Origin of the sequence: Neobacillus niacini NBRC 15566 (genome assembly GCF_001591505.1) — a bacterium.
GTDB lineage: Bacteria > Bacillota > Bacilli > Bacillales > Cytobacillaceae > Neobacillus > Neobacillus niacini.
Map to the genome: position 1 here is coordinate 1 of NZ_BCVA01000071.1, position 18,965 is coordinate 18,965.

Annotated in this window: 17 protein-coding genes; 14 read left to right on the plus strand and 3 right to left on the minus strand. The window is 38.5% G+C overall.

Annotated features, from left to right (window positions below; translation table 11 throughout):
- The first annotated feature begins 386 nt into the window (after positions 1-386).
- From BANA01_RS29380 to tmk, 3 genes are all read left to right on the plus strand, one after another.
- Positions 387-602 carry a sigma factor G inhibitor Gin gene (locus BANA01_RS29380; RefSeq protein WP_052106383.1) on the plus strand — a complete coding sequence of 72 codons (216 nt, stop codon included), beginning with the start codon at positions 387-389 and terminating at the stop codon, positions 600-602.
- Positions 603-683: 81 nt separating this feature from the next.
- Positions 684-2,129 carry an aminotransferase class I/II-fold pyridoxal phosphate-dependent enzyme gene (locus BANA01_RS27290; protein WP_034675549.1) on the plus strand — a complete coding sequence of 482 codons (1,446 nt, stop codon included), beginning with the start codon at positions 684-686 and terminating at the stop codon, positions 2,127-2,129.
- A gap of 9 nt (positions 2,130-2,138) precedes the next feature.
- Entirely contained in the window at positions 2,139-2,780 is a 642-nt protein-coding gene (gene tmk / locus BANA01_RS27295; protein WP_235847254.1) for a dTMP kinase, read from the plus strand.
- A gap of 54 nt (positions 2,781-2,834) precedes the next feature.
- On the opposite strand, the gene BANA01_RS27300 is transcribed toward tmk, so the two are convergent.
- Together BANA01_RS27300 and BANA01_RS27305 are read right to left on the minus strand one after the other, a co-directional pair.
- Positions 2,835-3,821 carry a glycoside hydrolase family 43 protein gene (locus BANA01_RS27300; RefSeq protein WP_034675543.1) on the minus strand — a complete coding sequence of 329 codons (987 nt, stop codon included), beginning with the start codon at positions 3,819-3,821 and terminating at the stop codon, positions 2,835-2,837.
- A 125-nt stretch (positions 3,822-3,946) separates the two neighbouring features.
- Entirely contained in the window at positions 3,947-5,098 is a 1,152-nt protein-coding gene (locus tag BANA01_RS27305) for an ROK family protein (protein ID WP_034675566.1), read from the minus strand.
- Positions 5,099-5,423: 325 nt separating this feature from the next.
- Between BANA01_RS27305 and xylA the strand changes: the two genes are divergently transcribed.
- From xylA to BANA01_RS27335, 6 genes are all read left to right on the plus strand, one after another.
- The gene (gene xylA, locus BANA01_RS27310) at positions 5,424-6,755 is read left to right on the plus strand and encodes a xylose isomerase (protein WP_034675541.1); all 1,332 of its coding nucleotides are present in this window, start codon (positions 5,424-5,426) and stop codon (positions 6,753-6,755) included.
- Positions 6,756-6,831: 76 nt separating this feature from the next.
- Complete coding sequence (gene xylB / locus BANA01_RS27315; RefSeq protein WP_034675539.1) at positions 6,832-8,331, plus strand: xylulokinase; 1,500 nt, start codon at positions 6,832-6,834, stop codon at positions 8,329-8,331.
- 89 nt (positions 8,332-8,420) lie between these two features.
- Positions 8,421-9,791: an MATE family efflux transporter gene (locus tag BANA01_RS27320; RefSeq protein ID WP_052106381.1), complete on the plus strand. Its 1,371-nt coding sequence runs from the start codon at positions 8,421-8,423 to the stop codon at positions 9,789-9,791.
- Between the two features lie 85 nt (positions 9,792-9,876).
- Positions 9,877-10,533 (plus strand): SGNH/GDSL hydrolase family protein, encoded by a 657-nt coding sequence (locus BANA01_RS27325; RefSeq protein WP_034675538.1) that lies wholly within the window; start codon positions 9,877-9,879, stop codon positions 10,531-10,533.
- Positions 10,534-10,573: 40 nt separating this feature from the next.
- Complete coding sequence (locus BANA01_RS27330) at positions 10,574-11,557, plus strand: aldo/keto reductase (RefSeq protein ID WP_034675536.1); 984 nt, start codon at positions 10,574-10,576, stop codon at positions 11,555-11,557.
- 13 nt (positions 11,558-11,570) lie between these two features.
- Positions 11,571-12,173, plus strand: a complete 603-nt coding sequence (locus BANA01_RS27335) for a polysaccharide deacetylase family protein (RefSeq protein ID WP_034675533.1) — start codon at positions 11,571-11,573, stop codon at positions 12,171-12,173.
- A 16-nt stretch (positions 12,174-12,189) separates the two neighbouring features.
- On the opposite strand, the gene BANA01_RS27340 is transcribed toward BANA01_RS27335, so the two are convergent.
- Positions 12,190-12,807 carry a YesL family protein gene (locus tag BANA01_RS27340; RefSeq protein ID WP_034675530.1) on the minus strand — a complete coding sequence of 206 codons (618 nt, stop codon included), beginning with the start codon at positions 12,805-12,807 and terminating at the stop codon, positions 12,190-12,192.
- A 172-nt stretch (positions 12,808-12,979) separates the two neighbouring features.
- On the opposite strand from BANA01_RS27340, the gene BANA01_RS27345 reads away from it, so the two are divergent.
- The 5 genes from BANA01_RS27345 to BANA01_RS27365 all read left to right on the plus strand — a co-directional run bounded on the left by BANA01_RS27345 (position 12,980) and on the right by BANA01_RS27365 (position 18,815).
- The gene (locus BANA01_RS27345; RefSeq protein ID WP_052106380.1) at positions 12,980-14,749 is read left to right on the plus strand and encodes a sensor histidine kinase; all 1,770 of its coding nucleotides are present in this window, start codon (positions 12,980-12,982) and stop codon (positions 14,747-14,749) included.
- A complete protein-coding gene (locus BANA01_RS27350; protein WP_157411905.1) occupies positions 14,718-15,509 on the plus strand; it encodes a response regulator transcription factor in 792 nt (263 codons plus the stop codon). The genes BANA01_RS27345 and BANA01_RS27350 overlap by 32 nt, the downstream gene beginning before the upstream one ends.
- 104 nt (positions 15,510-15,613) lie before the next feature.
- Positions 15,614-16,933, plus strand: a complete 1,320-nt coding sequence (locus tag BANA01_RS27355; protein WP_034675558.1) for an extracellular solute-binding protein — start codon at positions 15,614-15,616, stop codon at positions 16,931-16,933.
- 88 nt (positions 16,934-17,021) lie between these two features.
- Positions 17,022-17,897 (plus strand): carbohydrate ABC transporter permease, encoded by an 876-nt coding sequence (locus tag BANA01_RS27360; protein ID WP_034675517.1) that lies wholly within the window; start codon positions 17,022-17,024, stop codon positions 17,895-17,897.
- 18 nt (positions 17,898-17,915) lie between these two features.
- Complete coding sequence (locus tag BANA01_RS27365) at positions 17,916-18,815, plus strand: carbohydrate ABC transporter permease (protein ID WP_034675514.1); 900 nt, start codon at positions 17,916-17,918, stop codon at positions 18,813-18,815.
- Positions 18,816-18,965 lie beyond the last annotated feature (150 nt).

The window sequence follows — 18,965 nt, forward strand, 5'->3', positions numbered from 1 at the left end:
TTTTTTTGTATTTCTAAATGGAAGTCGTTGAATCGTGCCCATATTTCATTATTTTTTGAGTTAAAGGTAACGATTGTAGTAAAAACGTGCCCGCAAGGAGGCACTTTTGGGGAAAAAGGGAACGATAGTCAGAGAATCATGCCCGCGTTGCGGCACTTTTGAGGAAAGAGGGAATGATTCTCTTCTGATTCCATCGAACAACCATCCTGCCCTCCTTTTACTATCACAAACCCCAAAAAATAAAAAAGTACGAAGTGTTTTTGAATAAATCGCTACTAGACATACACCCAAAAGCAATTACTTACATAAGATATATCGAGGGATGCCCTGAAGACGATAATTCTAAATATTGTATACAATTAAATGAATTTGGTAAGAATAGGTGTATGGAGGTGGTGTGGTTGAGTTCATTAGCACATAGTCATTATCACGAAACATGCGTTATATGTGAGAATCTAAAACCAAAGGGGATACATCTATATACTTCGTTTATATGTACTGATTGCGAAAAAGACCTTATCCAAACTGAAACACATGATCCAAAATATAAATATTATCTTAAGCAGTTAAGAAAAATAACAACACCTGAAATTTTTTCATGAAAAGTCCATTTGGGCTTTATTTTTTTGTTAAAATGGGGCAGGTCAGGTACAATAAATGAGACTCTTTAAAGGAGTATACCCATGAATAAACAAACTCGTATCCCGTTACATGAAGCATTAGTTCATTATAATAGTACAAACCCAATTTCATTTCACGTTCCCGGCCATAAGTCTGGGGCTATACTTAATCAACAGTATCAAAATACATTTCAGGAACTTCTAAGAATAGACGCGACTGAATTATCAGGGCTTGATGATTTACACTCTCCTGAAGGTGTAATTAAGGAGGCTGAAGAGCTCTTAGCAGCCCTTTATCAAGTGAAGGAAAGCTTTTTCTTAGTAAATGGATCAACGGTTGGTAATTTAGCTATGATCTTGTCAGTTAGTGAGAAGGATGATGTTATTCTTGTTCAGAGAAACTGCCATAAGTCTGTCTTAAATGCTCTAAAACTAGCAAAAGTCAGGCCGATTTTTTTAGAGCCGGAGTATAACTCAGATTGGAGAGCTGCAACAGGGGTTTCGAAAGAATTAGTGGAAAGAGCGATTTCCCTCCATCCTGAGGCTAAGGGAATTGTGTTAACCTATCCGAACTACTATGGCATGGTGTATGATTTAAAAAGCGTCATTGACATTGCACATCGTCATAACATTCCTGTATTAGTAGATGAAGCACATGGCCCTCATTTTATTATTGGTGAGCCTTTTCCGGCAACTGCTATCCAACTAGGGGCTGATATTATTGTTCACTCAGCGCATAAAACTCTGCCCGCTATGACGATGGGTTCTTACTTACATATAAACAGTGATCGAGTCAATAGCAATAAAGTGAGGGAATACCTGCAAATGCTTCAGTCCAGCAGCCCTTCATACGTTATTATGGCTTCATTGGATCTAGCGAGGAACTATTTAGCTACCTATCAACAAAACGATCTAGATTATTTACAAAGGGAGATATCCAATTTTAAAAAGGAGCTCTTAAATATCCAAAGCATTAAGGTCCTAGAGTATCCCAACTCACATGGGGACACATTAAAAGTAACCATACAGTCAAGGTCTAAATTAAGTGGGTTTGAACTCCAGAAAAGATTCGAAGAGAAAGGAATTTATACCGAGTTAGCAGATCCTTACAATGTGCTATTGATCCTTCCCTTATTGAAGGAAAACCACCACTATCCATTAGGAGAAGCAAGCAGGAAAATAAAAGAACTATTAAAGGAGATACCATACCGACCAGCAGAGGAAGAAGTTTTAGTTAGCACAGGAGGAATGATATCTGAGTTAGCGATTCCCTATGAGGAGCTTTCGAAAGTTGAGAGTGAAGTAATACCTATTTCGCAAGCAGCAGGACAGGTGTGTGCAGAAACAATCATACCATATCCGCCGGGAATTCCCCTTCTGTTAACGGGGGAGTTAATTACCGAGGAAAAGGTAAAGCAGCTTGCACAACTAATCGATACGGGTGCCAGATTTCAAGGAGGATCCTTCCTAGATCGTAATCAAATCAACATAGTGAGAACAAGTGATTAAATTGAAAAAATGATTGGAGCAGTTTATATGAGTTACTTCATTACCCTTGAAGGTGTCGAGGGTTCAGGCAAATCAACAATAATTAATTTCATAAAAGATTCTCTTGAGACCAGAGGAAATAGGGTAGTTGTAACAAGGGAACCTGGAGGAATTGATATAGCAGAGCAAATTCGTTCCGTTATTTTAGATAAAAAAAATACTAAAATGGAGGGGAGAACAGAAGCCCTGCTATACGCTGCAGCAAGAAGGCAGCACTTAGTGGAAAAGGTAGTCCCGTCTCTTACTGAAGGCAAAATTGTTTTATGTGATCGGTTTGTAGATAGCAGCTTAGCCTATCAGGGATATGCTAGAGGCTTAGGTATCAATGAGGTCTTTTCAATTAATAAATTTGCAATTGGAGACATACTGCCTGATTTAACCTTGTACTTAGATTTGGATCCTCAAATAGGATTAAATCGGATTGCCAAAAATAAAGGGCGAGAAGTAAATAGATTAGATTTAGAAGAAATAAATTTCCATGTTAAAGTCAGGGAAGGCTATGAAGAAGTTATGAAGATGTTCCCAGAGAGAATGGTTAGAATAAATGCAAACCAAGAAATTAGTAAAGTTATAGCCGATATCAATGAAGTTTTAGAGGAGAGGCTGAAATAATAAAGTTTTACATAAAAAGGCTGGCTTCAACTATGAAGCCAGCTTTTAATTTGCTTATTTATCTCCGTATGGGTCAATTGTTTGGATGGTTCCATCCTCATTATATTTTAATTCTGTGTATTTCACAGAGCGTTTATGATTTACACCATCTGATAAGGAACAATCATGATAGAACAGATACCACTTATCGTTAAACTCAACGATGGAATGATGAGTAGTCCAGCCGATTACAGGCGTAAGTATCGTACCTTTGAATGTAAAAGGACCTTGCGGATTTTCACTAACAGCATAAACAATTTTATGAGTTGTACCAGTTGAGTAAGATAGATAGTAAAGACCATTATATTTATGAACCCATGGTCCTTCAAAATATCTTCTGTCCTCGTCACCTGCAAGAATAGGGTTGCCTTCTTCATCGACAATGGAAATTTCTTTTGGTTCACTTTTAAATGTAAGCATATCATCGCTTAATTCAGCAACGATTGGTCCTAAGGCAGGTTCAGTTGAGGCTGGACCTTCAGCGTTTGGCATATAGGTTCTAGTCTGCCATTTTTCCAGCTGCCCTCCCCAAAGACCGCCAAAATACATATAGGCTCTTTCATCCTCATCCACTAATACAGCGGGATCGATGCTGAAGCTCCCAGGTATGTAATTTTCCTCTGGTGTAAAAGGCCCTGCAGGATTTGGACTTGTTGCGACACCAATTCTGAAAATGCCATCTTTATCTCTTGCTGGGAAGAATAAATAATACGTGTTGTTTTTGTAGGCAACATCTGGCGCCCACATTTGTTTAGATGCCCATGGAACATCTTTTACGTGAAGTGCCTCTCCGTGGTCTACTACAGGTGAATTTACCTCATCCATTGATAGAACATGGTAATCTTCCATTTTATATTGGTCGCCATTATCATTAGAAGGTTCATCGTGATCAAGGTCATGTGATGGATAAATATAAAGCTTTCCTTCAAAGACATGCGCAGAAGGATCTGCAGTAAAAATATGTGTAACTATAGGCTCATTTGGTTTTGAGTTTTTTTCCATAATATCTCCCCATCGAATAGTATAGTTAGTAACAAATTTATTATAACTGATGTTATTCAACTTTGTATATCCAAACAACTAACTTTTTTATCTCCCCTTAAAAAAGGGAGAATTTAATAAGGAAATTATAAAACATTAGATTCTTCTTTAATAAAATTCTCAACAACAAAAGCAGAAACACCTAAAACAGTAGAATACTTTCCAAGTCCTGAAAAATTCAATTTCATATCATGTTGATGATGGGTTAGTGTACGATTTTTTATCGTAGTTCGAATGGGTTCTTCAATCCATTCTTTTGTTAAAGCTAAACGATTTCCTACGATTACCTGATCAGGGTTAAAGGTATTAATAATGTTATTGATACCATATCCTAGGTAAGCACCGATTTTTTTAAAAAGACTCTTAACGGCTTCATCACCGTTTTCTGCAAGGTGTATTAAAGACTCCAGTGTATCTGCATCTTCCCCGGCCATCGCCAGGAGGGCATGTTCAGAGGCATAGGCTTCCCAACAGCCCCGGCTGCCACAGCTGCAAGGTTTTCCGTCAAGATCAATAATCATGTGTCCCATCTCGCCAGAGAATCCATTTTTCCCCTGATATAATTCTTTGTTTAAGATAATACCCACACCGATACCAATGCCTGCACTAATATAAATAATGTTTTGATGGTCTTGGCCAGCTCCAAACTGCTGCTCGCCAAAGGCTCCAGCATTTGCCTCATTTTCAATAATGACAGGTACTTTAAATTGTTTCTCAAGGTCCATTTTCAGCTGTATATTTGTCCAGCCTAAGTTTGGTGCAAGAAGAACAGAGCCTTCCTTGTTGACAATTCCAGGAACACCAACCCCAATACCTACAACCCCATACCTGCTCGCAGGCATTTCCTTGATGAGGGACTGAACCATATTCTGAACAGTGCTTAAAATAGTTGGATAAGGTGTTCGGTTAACCAGTTGATTTTTTTCGATTAGTATATTGCCTTTTAAATCTGTTAAGACACATAACACATAGTTTACCCCGATATCAATACCTATCGCATATCCAGCGACTTTATTAAAATGAAGTATCACGGGACGTCGACCGCCGCTCGATTCGCCTGGTCCTGATTCAAAGATAAGTTCTTCTTCTAATAACTCATTTACTAGGGAAGACACAGTTGCCTTATGTAAACCAGAAACTTGAGCAATATCCGCCCTTGAAATGGGCTCCTTTTCCATAATTAATTGTAGTACAAGTGCTTTATTGTTCTTTTTAACTATTTGCTGATTCCATGTCATGGTCACCACTTATAAAAACTCCTTATTTGGTAGTATCTTAATAGTATCATAAACTTTGTTTACCGGATATACAATGATACAAAATGGCGTTCTTATAAGATTATTATTGCCATTTATAAGGAAGGCAATCGCTTTTAATGAAAGCTGATGAAAGAACTTCTAAAAAATTTTTAAAAATCTTAGTTTATTCAATAGACAAACTAAGATTACCTTGCTATAATCTGATTAAACAAAGGTTACAGATTAAGAGTAAGACAACACTTGTAAGCAGTTACATACTCATCTGAAACCATAAAACCAACCAACTACTAGGAGGAATAACCAAATGGCTTATTTCGAAACAGTTAACAAAATTCAATTTGAAGGTGCTTCATCAAAAAATCCTTTTGCATTTAAGTATTACAATCCTGAAGAAAAAATAAATGGAAAGACAATGGAAGAAATCCTGCGTTTCTCTGTTGCATACTGGCATACATTTACAGCTGATGGTACCGATCCATTCGGTGTAGGTACGGCGATTCGTCCTTGGAACAATTTAAAAGGACTAGATTTAGCAAAAGCACGTGTAGAAGCGGCATTTGAACTTTTTGAAAAATTGAACGTTCCTTTCTTCGCATTCCATGATGTCGATATTGCCCCAGAGGGAGGCACATTAAAAGAAACAAATGAAAACCAAGATGTTATCGTAGGTATGATCAAAGAATACATGAAAACTAGCAAGACGAAATTGCTTTGGAATACAGCTAACATGTTCTCTAACCCTCGTTATGTTCATGGTGCTGCAACTTCTCCAAATGCAGATGTGTTTGCATACTCTGCAGCAAAGGTAAAGAAGGGGTTAGAAGTAGCTAAAGAACTTGGTGCTGAAAACTATGTTTTCTGGGGCGGACGTGAAGGTTATGAAACACTTCTAAATACAAATATGAAGCTTGAACAAGATAACTTAGCACGCTTCTTCCATATGGCAGTGGATTATGCAAAAGAAATTGGCCTAAATGTTCCATTCCTAATTGAGCCTAAACCAAAAGAGCCTACTAAACACCAATATGACTTTGACGTAGCTACTGGTCTAGCATTCTTACAGAAATATGATTTAACAGACTACTTCAAGTTCAATATTGAAGCAAACCATGCGACATTAGCTGGTCACACATTTGAGCATGAGTTAAGAACAGCTCGAATCAATGGAATGTTAGGATCAGTTGATGCTAACCAAGGTGATACCTTACTTGGCTGGGATACAGATGAGTTCCCAACTGACCTTTACACAAACACTTTGGCTATGTATGAAATTCTTAAAAATGGCGGGTTAGGAAAAGGCGGCTTGAACTTCGACGCAAAAGTAAGAAGAGGTTCTTTTGAAGCAGAAGACTTATTCCACGCACATATCGCCGGTATGGATGCATTTGCGATTGGCCTAAAAGTTGCTAACAAGTTAATCGAAGATAAAGTACTTGATAGCTTTATTGAAGAGCGTTACAACAGCTATACAAAAGGAATCGGCTTAGAGATTGTTGAAGGAAAAACAAACTTCCGTGAGCTTGAAGCGTATGCCCTTGGATTAACAGAGATCAAGAATACATCAGGCAGAACAGAGCGCCTTAAGGCTTTAATCAATCAATATTTACTAGAAACACTTTCTAGTGTAACAGTTTAATCTATACTCAATATAAACATGAAAAAGTGCTGGCAGCCTATTACTCCAGCACTTTTTTTAGAAAAGGATGATAATGATGAAGTATGTAATCGGGGTTGACCTTGGAACGAGTGCCGTAAAAGTTTTACTTGTGAATCAAAAAGGTGAAGTGTGTAAGGAAGTTTCTAAATCATATCCTTTGATCATTGAAAAATCCGGTTATAGTGAACAAAACCCAGAAGAATGGGTTGAAAAAACAACTGCAGGAGTAAAGGAACTGATCAGTCAATTTGATGGCGATGTAAAAGATATTGAGGGAATCAGCTTTTCCGGCCAAATGCACGGCTTAGTTTTATTAGATGAAAACAATCAAGTACTAAGAAACGCAATCTTGTGGAATGACACAAGAACCACAAAACAATGTCAGGAAATCTACAATGTAATTGGCAGAGAGCGTTTATTAGAAGTAACGAAAAATCCAGCATTAGAAGGCTTTACTCTTCCTAAAATTCTATGGGTAAAAGAAAATGAACCAGAAATCTTCCAACGTGCAAACGTGTTTGTACTCCCAAAAGATTATCTGCGTTACCGGCTTACAGGAAATATCCACATGGAGTATTCTGATGCCGCAGGAACGTTATTGCTAAACGTAGCAGAGCGTGAGTGGAGCGGTGAAGTATTAGACGCTTTTGGCCTTTCAGGAGAATTGTGCCCGGCTTTGGTAGAATCCCATGCGTTCGTTGGTTCGATTACTGCTGAATTTGCGCAAGCAACAGGATTAACAGAAGCCACAAAGGTATTTGCCGGCGGGGCAGACAATGCTTGCGGTGCGATTGGATCAGGGATTTTAACGGAAGGAAAAACATTAGCAAGTATCGGTACATCTGGTGTTGTTCTTTCTTATGAAGAAAGAAATGATTTGGATTTCGGGGGTAAGGTTCATTATTTTAATCATAGTGAAGAAAATGCTTACTATACAATGGGAGTAACCCTGGCTGCAGGTTATAGTTTAAGCTGGTTTAAAGATACATTTGCGGAAGAAGAGGCGTTTGATCAATTATTAGCAGGTGTGGATGAAGTTCCGGCTGGAAGCAATGGATTATTGTTTACGCCATATATCGTCGGTGAAAGAACTCCACATGCTGATTCTACTATTCGCGGCAGCTTTATCGGTGTTGATGCTGCACATGAACGTAAGCATTTCGCTCGTGCTGTCCTTGAGGGAATAACCTTTTCATTAAATGAATCGATTGAGATTTTTAGAAGCAGTGGGAAGAACATTGATTCTATTATCTCAATCGGTGGCGGCGCTAAGAATGATACATGGCTGCAAATGCAGGCGGACATTTTTGATGCGAAAATTGAAAAGCTTACGAGTGAACAAGGCCCTGGAATGGGTGCAGCAATGTTAGCCGCGTATGGGTGCGGCTGGTATCCATCATTAAAAGAATGTGCAGAGGTATTTATCCAAAGTGCAAAGACTTATTATCCTATTCAGGAAAATGTTGCTGCCTATAAAAAACTATTTGCCATCTATCAACAAGTCTATTCTCAAACGAAGGAATTAAATGAGCAATTAAGAGAGTTTAGGAAATAATATTATATCAATAAAATAATTTCGGTGGGGGTGATATACAATTAAGGTTTATTTAAAAAATACTAATAGGGTAAAAAAGAGGATTTCTAATGGAAAAATCCGTAAATAAAAACACCCCGCCAATAAGTTTACTTACCATTACTTGGCCAATTTTTATAGAACTATTTCTCCAAGTCATAATGGGCAGCACGGATACGATTATGCTATCGCATATTTCGGATGACGCTGTTGCAGCCGTTGGTGTGGCAAATCAGCTTATATTTTTATGTATTCTTATCTTTTCATTTGTGTCAAGTGGTACTGCTGTTGTGCTCTCACAGTACTTAGGTGCAGGTTTAAAGGAGGAGGCGAGAACGGTAACAGCCATCTCGATTACCCTCAACCTTGTCATTGGCCTGGTGATAAGCTTATTAATGGTTATTTTTAGAACAGAGCTATTAAGTTTATTTCATCTTCCTGAGCATATCGCCGGATTAGGGGAACAGTATCTTATGATCGTGGGAGGAACAGTCTTTCTTCAAGCTGTTTTAATCACTGTTTCTTCTATTCTTAGAGCGAATGGCTACACGAGGGACGCTATGATGGTCTCGGTCACAATGAACGTTATTCACCTAATTGGAAATGCCATCTTAATTTATGGATTACTGGGAGCACCGGAAATGGGTGTAATGGGAGTATCCATCTCAACTGCAATTAGCAGGACGATAGCCTTGGCTTTAATCTTAAAGTTATTATATGACCGTATCCCGTTAAATCTAAGATTAAAAGATTATTTAACAATTGATGGTATTCAAATTAAGAGAATCATGAAAATTGGGGTACCAGCAGCTGGGGAACAAATCTGTTTTAATCTCAGTCAGCTGGCAATCACAGCCATTATTGCGCTGTTGGGTGCTGCTTCTTTAACCACTCGTGTGTATACTCAGAATATTATGTCCTTTATACTTGTATTTGGGCTGGCAATGGGACAGGGAACACAAATTCTCATTGGCTACAAGGCAGGAGCCAGAGATTTTGATGGTGCCTACCATCAATTACTGAAAAGCTTACGATATAGTCTAATTATGACAGTAGCCATTGCGATAGTAGTAGCTTTCTTTAGAGAACCTTTGATGAGCTTCTTTACTAAAGATCAAGAAATTGTTTCTATGGGTAGTACATTGTTAATGCTTTGTCTCATCCTCGAGCCAGGGAGAACCTTTAATTTAGTTGTGATTAATTCTTTGCGTGCAACAGGAGACGCAAACATATCTCTCATTATGGGGGTTATATCGATGTGGGGAATAAGTGTCCCACTAGCCTATTTTTTAGGGATACATCTTGGATTTGGATTACCGGGGATCTGGATTGCCTTTATTGTAGATGAATGGTTTAGAGGAATTACCATGTACTTTAGATGGAGAAGCAGGGTTTGGGAGAAAAAAGTATTGGTCCAAAACCAAGTCACAACTAGCGCCTAACTAACTTGTCAAATATCTAGAGGGCTGGCATTGGCCAGCTCTCTTAAATAAGAAAACTGAAGACTGCTTATAGGGAGGGAATGAGATGAAACTAGACCAAGGTCAAAAGCTTCTATTTATCGGTGATTCTGTAACAGATTGTGAACGAGCAAAACCAGAAGGTGAAGGGTTATTTGCTGCCCTGGGTAAAGGATATGTATCCTTTGTTGATGGGCTCCTCCAAGCGGTATACCCAGAACTAGGAATACGAGTAGTAAATAAGGGGATTAGCGGCAACACCGTTCGTGATTTAAAAAATAGGTGGCAGGAAGATGTCATCGCACAAAAGCCAGATTGGTTATCCATTATGATTGGAATTAATGATGTATGGCGTCAATATGATACTCCTTTTATTAAGGAGTATCATGTGTACATGGATGAATACGAAAATACGCTTAGGGAACTCGTGGCAGAATCAAAGCCGTTCGTGAAGGAAATCGTTTTAATGACTCCATTTTATTTGGAGAGTAATGAACAGGATCAAATGCGCAGGACAATGGATCAGTACGGCAAGGTCGTCAAAAAAATAGCAGAAGAAACAAATTGTTTATTTGTTGATACACAATCAGCTTTTAATCATTTATTAAAAGACCTATATCCAGCGACAATAGCTTGGGATCGTGTTCACCCTTCAACAGCGGGTCATATGGTACTTGCCCGCGCCTTCTTAAAAGTAATTAATTTTAACTTGAACCGCTCGTAATTTGGTTTCCTAATAAAAAGTAGATAAAGGAGTTATGAATATGAATTATCGTGAGCTAGGCAATACAGGAATCATGATTAGTGAGGTAAGCTTTGGAACATGGGCAATAGGCGGTGCATGGGGCAGTACGAGTGATACAGAGGCCCTGAAATCCTTAGAATATGCAATTGACCAGGGCGTTAACTTTTTTGATACGGCAGATGTTTATGGGGACGGTCATAGTGAAGAATTATTAGCGAAGGCGACAAAGGGCAAGGAAGAAGAGATACATATCGCAACCAAGTTCTGCCGTCAAGGTGACATTTTTGATCCTCAAAATTATAGCTATGAAACGGTTAGCCGCTATGCGGAAGACAGCCTTCGCCGTTTAAATAGGGAAGCCATTGATTTGTACCAAATACACTGTCCTGCAACAGAGATCTTGAAAGATGGAAGTGTCTTCGATGTACTTGACCGCCTGAAGAAGGAAGGAAAAATTCGTCACTACGGTGTCAGTGTGGAAACCGTTGAAGAGGGACTCATTTGTTTGGACAATCCCAATGTTAAGAGCTTGCAGATTATATTCAATATGTTCCGTCAGAAGCCATTGGAAAATCTAATACCAGAGGCTTACCAAAAAGGAGTGGGTCTGCTTGTTCGGTTACCTTTGGCGAGTGGACTGTTAACGGGTAAATTTACCACCGGCCATGTTTTTGAAGCCGATGACCATCGCCGCTTTAATGAAAATGGAGAGGCCTTTAATGTAGGGGAGACTTTTGCCGGTCTTGGATTCCGTAAAGGTGTGGAACTAGCGGACGAGTTAAAGTGGATTGCAGAAGGCCGGAAATCAATGGCTAGTGCAGCGCTGCGCTGGATTCTAGATCATAAAGAAATTACTTGCATTATTCCTGGATTTAAAAATGTAAAACAGGTAGAGGACAATCTCTCTGCTCTGGAAACGAAGCCATTCTCAGTGGAAGAACAGAAAGAGATTCAACGATTTTATCAGGAAAAAGTAAGGGATTTTGTAAGAGGTCCTTATTAAGGGAGTGGTCACAATGATTAATGAAATTCCTACATCGCAAAGGGCCGTTGCCATTACATTTGATGATGGGCCAAATGCTGTCTACACTCCACAAGTATTAGAGATTTTTTCTAAAGCAAAGGGAAAAGCTACTTTCTTTATGATTGGTGAACAGATGCGAAGTCATCCAGAGATTGTAAAGGAGGTTGCTGCGGCAGGTCACGAAGTCGGTAATCACACATTTACTCACCCGAAACTATCACAGTTGAACAAGGCAGAATGTTTAGCAGAAATTGAACAAACAGAGAAATTAATAGAGGAACTAACGGCACAAAAACCGGTTATTTTTCGTCCACCATTTCTCGATTATAACCATGAAACTTTAACTATACTCCAGAACAAGGGATACCCCATGATTGGTGCACTAAATTTCGAGGCGCAGGACTGGGAGCTGCCTGGAGTTGAGCATATCTTAGGAAAATCAAGAGAGGCTGTGAAAAATGGCAGTATTCTCATTTTTCATGATGGATATGGTGACCGCTCACAAACCATAGAAGCTGTTCGAATGCTAGTTTCCGAATTAACATCGCAAGGCTACCAGCTTGTAACGGTCAGTGAACTTTTAGCCTTGGTATAAAAAAGAGGAAGCACAACTATAGTGTTTGTGCTTCCTTTTGTTTTTTTTCTATTTTTTGAAAGGCTAGATAGCAGGATGACATGATAATCCCTGCCGAGAGGCTTCCGCCGAAGAAGATTGATAGTGCAGGTAAAAATCTCATAACAAAGAATAGAGCCACAAACCCTATCAACATCATGATACTTGAGACTGGATTCACCATCATAATAAAGAATGAGTTCTTAAACAGCTGAAGGAAAGTAACGTTGTAGTGCACGTAAACAGGAAATATATACAAAAGCGTCATGATGATCGCAAAGATAATAAGGTATAAAGGAATTTGAATCATTGTATCGAGTTTTATATAGTTCAAATCAATAAAAATAATATAAGCAAGTAAGGCTATAACGATGCCTACTCCATTACCTCTTAGAAACTCTTTCTTATAGGTATGCCAAAAAGTTTTGAATACGGGGATATCACTTTCACCCATGATCCATTTACGAATAATTGTGAACATTGCTACGGTTGCAGGGCTAATTCCAAAGAACACGAGGCCAAGGAGCGAGAAGCCAATCCATAATATATTTACATAGGCAAACCTAGTGATCCACTCGGTAAGAGCATAGAGACCATTCATTGATAGCTTATTCATAATCATTCCCCTTATGATGATACTTACCTTTTTATAATATTATAGAACACTATGCACATATTGAACATGGTTAACTTTTAAAAATTGACATTTTTTTGATATTTTAAAATAATATTACGGATTTCGACAAAATGCGTTATAGTAGAAAAAACTATTTTAAAAGGGCGATCTTATGTTCTCAAGATTACACAAATGGAACTCCTTAAGAAATCAAATACTAGTGGTATTTTTAGTGGTTATGCTGATTGTTCTATCTATTGTCAGCTTAATCACTTTTAATAGAGTATCAACACTCTTGAAAAATAATGCTGAAAAACAAATCCATCAGACCGCAGTAGAGGCAAATGGAAGATTGGAATCCTTATATAAACAAATTAGCACCTCATCAAAACTAGTCATGACGAATGACGCAATTCAAAGGACTTTAACAAAAGCCAATCAAGGAGAGACGATTAGTTTTGCGGAACGGCAGCAATTAGAGGGAATTGTCACCACGATGCAGGCGACTACGAATGGAATTTTTTCTTTTGAGCTTTATACCGATACGATGAATCGGTTAGTTCCTATAGACGATACGAACTTAGTTACTAGACTAGATGGAAAGTGGATTAAGCAGGCTGATAAAGCAAATGGAAGATTGGTTTGGATCGGTGATGACCCGAGTAATTCAGATAACATTCTTGCGCTAAGACGCGTTAATTTAATCAATCGCGGCTTTGAGGATGGAGGATATTTGCTCATTAGTATTTACAGGGGTTACCTTCAGTTTGCAGATCAAGACGCAACCAATATTAAAAATCAATATTCGATTTTATTAGATCAAGATGTAAATCCGCTTTTATCGAACTTTAATGGATCACTTGAACCGATTATAAAAAGTGATGCTCCTACGATTACATTGGATAATGAGGAGTATATGGTGACGAAACAAACGTCACATGAAACCGATTGGACATTGGTAATCTTAACCCCTGTAAAGGCACTTACAGAAGGAATCACGGTTTTGCGGTCGGGGATTATCATTGCTGGTATTATCGGATTTATTATCTTTTTAATCAGTACACTCGTCCTATCGACTTTTATTACAAGACCGATTGTCAAATTGACAAAAACGATGCAGCAGGCAAGTGCAGGCTCGTTAACATTGAACCCTAGCGTTACCGCTGTTAATGAAATCAATGAGTTAAATAGTACCTATAATCAACTGGTAAAAGAAACGAACCATCTGATTAAAATGGTCTACGAAAAGGAAATAACCCGCAGTCGAAGCGAATTAAAAGCATTACAAGCACAAATTAATCCTCATTTTCTATTTAATACGTTGGATGCGCTTAAATGGTCGCTGGAAGATAAGGATGAGGATGATTTGGCGGAGCTTGTCGTGGCAATGTCGAACTTATTCCGTTATACAATCACCAAGCAAGACGATGGAGATTGGGTTTCCATTAAGGCCGAAATCAAACACATTGAAGACTATATGGAAATTATGAAAATGCGCTTTGGCGATCACTTGAAGTGGAATCTAGATATGCCATGTGAATTAGGGCAGGTTAGAATTCCTAAACTGTTGATTCAGCCATTAGTCGAAAATGCTGTACTGCATGGGGCGGGGAATACATTAAAGCCATGTACAATTTCGGTTAGAATCCAACCTGCAAAGGACGAGGATTCCCTTGAAATAGTTGTTGAAGATGATGGCCCAGGAATGAATCAAGAAAAATTAGATTCTATTAAACAGGCGATACAATCAGGCGGTGTTATATCAAAGGGTGGAAATGGAATGGCCATCTCGAATGTACACAAACGGCTGGAATTATACTATCAGAAAAGTGGTTTGGCCATTAAAAGTGAAGAAAATAGGGGGACAAAGGTTTCTTTTGTCGTGCCTATGAAAGGGGAGGAAAACCATGTTGAATACAAAGACGATCTTAGTCGTGGATGATGAACCTAGAACCCGCCAAGGGCTGAAAAAAAACTTAGATGCATGGGCGAATGGAAATTATCACATTATCGCTGCTTCTAATGGACAAGAGGCCATTCAATTGTTGAAGCAATATAAAGTTCATATCCTCATCACTGACATTCGGATGCCTGAAATAACCGGATTAGAATTATTAAAAATGGCAAAAGAACTTCATATTTTTCCTGTCATCATAGTGATATCTGCGTACTCTGAGTTTGAGTATGCTCAGGAGGCCCTCCGTTTAGGGGTTATCAATTACCTCCTAAAACCAATTAGCAAAAAGGCATTGATAGAGTCGGTAGAAGAAGCACTTAAAGAGGTTGAGAAAAAGGAACGTGCCGGCTTAATAGAAAAAGTAGTGGATACGAAACTAGTTGAAGCAAACACTCAAAATCCATCGAATCGTGAACCAATCAGAGCAGCCGTTGACTATATCAACAATAATCTAAAAAATGAGTTAACCCAGAAGGAAGTGGCTGACCACGTCCATTTAAATCCAAGCTATCTAAGTTCACTTTTTAAAGAACATGTAAAGCTGACTTTTAGTGAATATGTAACCCGCAGGAGAATACAGCGGGCAAAGGAACTGTTGATAACGACGAATCTTCCTATTAACGATATTGCTGAAGAATCCGGCTATAAAACGGCTAAGTATTTTATAAAAATCTTTAAAGAATTAGAAGGAGTCACCCCAAGTGCTTACCGAAAAAATAATAATGAAAGGGCTTTCCAAAAATAGTAGTATTTTTCCTAATCGTTGTGACCTATTTTTCAGAACTCTCTGAATGTAAGATATAAATGTAAGCGAAATCATAGAAAAGGTCATAGGGGGAATCAACATTGTTGAATAAAAAAACAGTTGCAATCTTCATGTCAGTCCTCATGCTGCTCTCACTAGTACTTGCAGGTTGTTCTTCTTCAAGTGCTTCAGAAGAAAGTAGTGCAGATGGTAAAAAGGTTATTAAATTTATGCATTTGTGGCCGGAAGGCAGCTCGAATGCTCAGTTCTCCATTGTTAAAGATGTTATTACTGAGTATGAGAAAGAGCATAAAGATATAAAAATCGAAACTGAAATCTTAAACCCAGATCAATACCGCGAAAAGCTAAAAGTATTAGCTTCTTCTAACGAACTTCCTGATATCGGAATGACTTGGTCAGATGGTTTCATTCAGCCATACGTTGAAGGTGACATGTTAGCTCCACTTGACGATGTCGTTGAAAACAATCCAGATCTTAAAGACGCTTTCATCCCTGGTGTAAAAGAATCGTATGCAGTAGATGGAAAGACATATGGTCTTCCACTTGAGTTAAACATTTCTTACGTATTCTACAACAAAGAAATTTTTGAAAAATATGGTCTAAAAGCTCCAAAGACTTTCTCAGAGTATAAAAAGGTGGTAAAAACGTTAGCTGACAATGGCGTTGTTCCTGCAACTGTAGGTGCGAAAGACGGCTGGCCAGCATCATTCTGGTTCATGTACCTTGCTGATCGTATCGGTGGATCTACAATCTTAACAGACGTTATCAAAGGTAAAGCAAAGATGGACGACCCAGCAATCGTAAAAGCAGCTGAGGAAATTCAAAATCTAGTGGACATGGGCGGATTCGTTAAAGGTGCAAGTGCATTGTCTAATGACGACGCAAAAGGTTACTTCATGAACGAACAAGCAGCTATGTTCTTAACGGCAACTTGGGAATTACCAAACTACACAACTAGCCCAGATGTAACACAAGAATTCAAAGATAAAATCGGCTATTTCAAATTCCCAACTTATGAAGGCGGAAAAGGAACAGATATTAACAGCTATGTTGGTGGACCTGGTGTTGGTTTATTCGTAGCAAAAGATTCTAAGGTTCAAGAAGAGGCAAAAGATTTCGTTGGCTATCTTGTGAAGAGATGGGGAGAAAAATCAGTTGTTGATGCTGGCGTAATTCCAGCAACAAAAGTGGACACAGCGAGCCTTGATCTTGCTCCAATGTACATTGAAATCTTGAAGGATTTGGGTGAAGCATCAAACGTTACCACTTACTTTGACACTCAATCCAGCCCGGCAGTATCTGAATTACACCATGATTTAGTTACGGCTCTATTCGGCAAACAGGTAACACCGAAAGATTTCGTAAAACAACATGCAGATGAACTTGCGGCAGAGAAAAAGTAAACGGCCTAATTAAATCTTAGTGTTGAGGGCATACAGGATATGCCCTCTTCCTTTTAACCGCTTTTCGAAAAAGAAGGGAGTATATGAAATGAAAAGTGTAATGTCTAACAAATGGGTAATCAGCCTCTACGTACTTCCATCGTTACTACTTATTCTTCTATTAATCTATATTCCAATTGTCCTGACAGGTTATTACGGGTTAATGGACTGGAACGGCATCGGCAAAATGAAGTTCATCGGTTTAGAGAATTACATTGAATTACTAAAGGACACAAAATTTTGGCAAAGTGCATGGCATTCCCTATTACTCGGTCTTTTTTCCACTTTGAGCTTGGTTGGTTATTTAATTTTATCCTTAATATTAGCAAGTAAGATCAAGGGAGCTAACTTTTTAAGAAAAATCTACTTAATCCCGATGTTATTATCTTCTGTAGCGATTGGGCAGCTTTGGGCGAAAATTTTCGATCCATCGAACGGAATGCTTAACAGATTGCTAGTGTTGGTTGGCGTTGACAATCCCCCGCTATGGTTAGCGGATTCGAATATCGTATTATATGCCCTGTTCTTTCCAATCGTTTGGCAATATGCAGGCTTCTACATCATCATTTTCTATGCAGCATTAAAAAATGTTCCAGAAGAACTGATTGAAGCGGCTAAAATTGACGGTGCCACTCCCATTCAGATTTCGTATAAAATCAAGGTTCCCCTCATTGCAGGTGTCATCAAAGTCATGGTCATTCTGGCAATTGTCGGTTCATTAAAATACTTTGACTTGATTTTCGTCTTAACAGGCGGTGGACCTAACGGCGCATCTGAGGTTATGGCCTCTTACATGTATAAAGAAGCATTCAGCAAATATAACTTTGGTTACGGCAGTGCCATCGGATTCGGCTTATTGATCATTTGTATTGTGGCAACATGGATCATTCAAAAATTACTCAATACAAAAGATGTTGACTATTAAAAAAGGGGAGTGAAAAGGATGAGTAAGGTTGCAGTTGAAACACGTAAAACGACCCTATCTGCTCCAGCTTCTTATAAATCTAGTAAAACTCTAGGAAACAGAATTGGATACGGAATATTATATGCTGTTCTTGGGATTATTGCAGTAGTTCAGGTTTATCCATTAATATGGTTAGCTATGTTTTCTTTAAAAACGAATCAAGAAGTTTTCGGCATGTCTCCATTTGCCCTTCCACAAGACCCACAGTGGGGAAACTATGCGAAGGCCTGGACAACAGGTCACATCGATGTGTACTTTTTTAACAGTGTGTTGTACACGGTTTCAGCTGTTGTGCTGACGGTTATCCTTGCCAGCTTTGTAACGTTTGCGATTACAAGAATGGAATGGAAGTTAAGTGGATTAGTTCTTGGTTTATTTATGGCGGGATATATGATTCCGCTTCATTCAACTTTAATTCCATTGTTCAATTTCTTTAAAACGGCAAATATGATTGATAATCCAATGTCTGTTATCTTATCGTATGTCGCATTTAATTTACCAATCACGATTATGATTCTATCAGGATTTTATAAAACCATTCCAAGGGAGATTGAAGAAGCGGCTGTTGTTGATGGCTGTTCCGTCCACCGGATATTCTTCCAAATTACACTTCCAATGACAGTACCGGTACTTTCCACCACTGTTATTATCAACATGATCTATAACTGGAACGAATTCGTTTTTGTTAACACATTCTTGAGCTCTGACAAATGGAAAACCATTACTGTCGGGGTAAACAACTTTGTAGGACAGTATTTGACCGATTGGGGAGCAATTGGTGCCACATTGATGATTAGTATTATCCCAGTATTGATCGCTTACTTTATTTTAAGTGATCGTATTGTGGAAGGAATTGCAGCAGGATCTGTAAAAGGTTAATGATGAATAAAGCTGACTGAAAATAGTGTGTGGTTCCTTTTTCGGGTGCATTCTTATAAAAAGACACAAGAATTGACGTATGAATTGGCATACGTCTTTTTCTTTATTTATCAAGCCAGTTGGGGGACCAGGTTAAGAACCTCAGCTGAT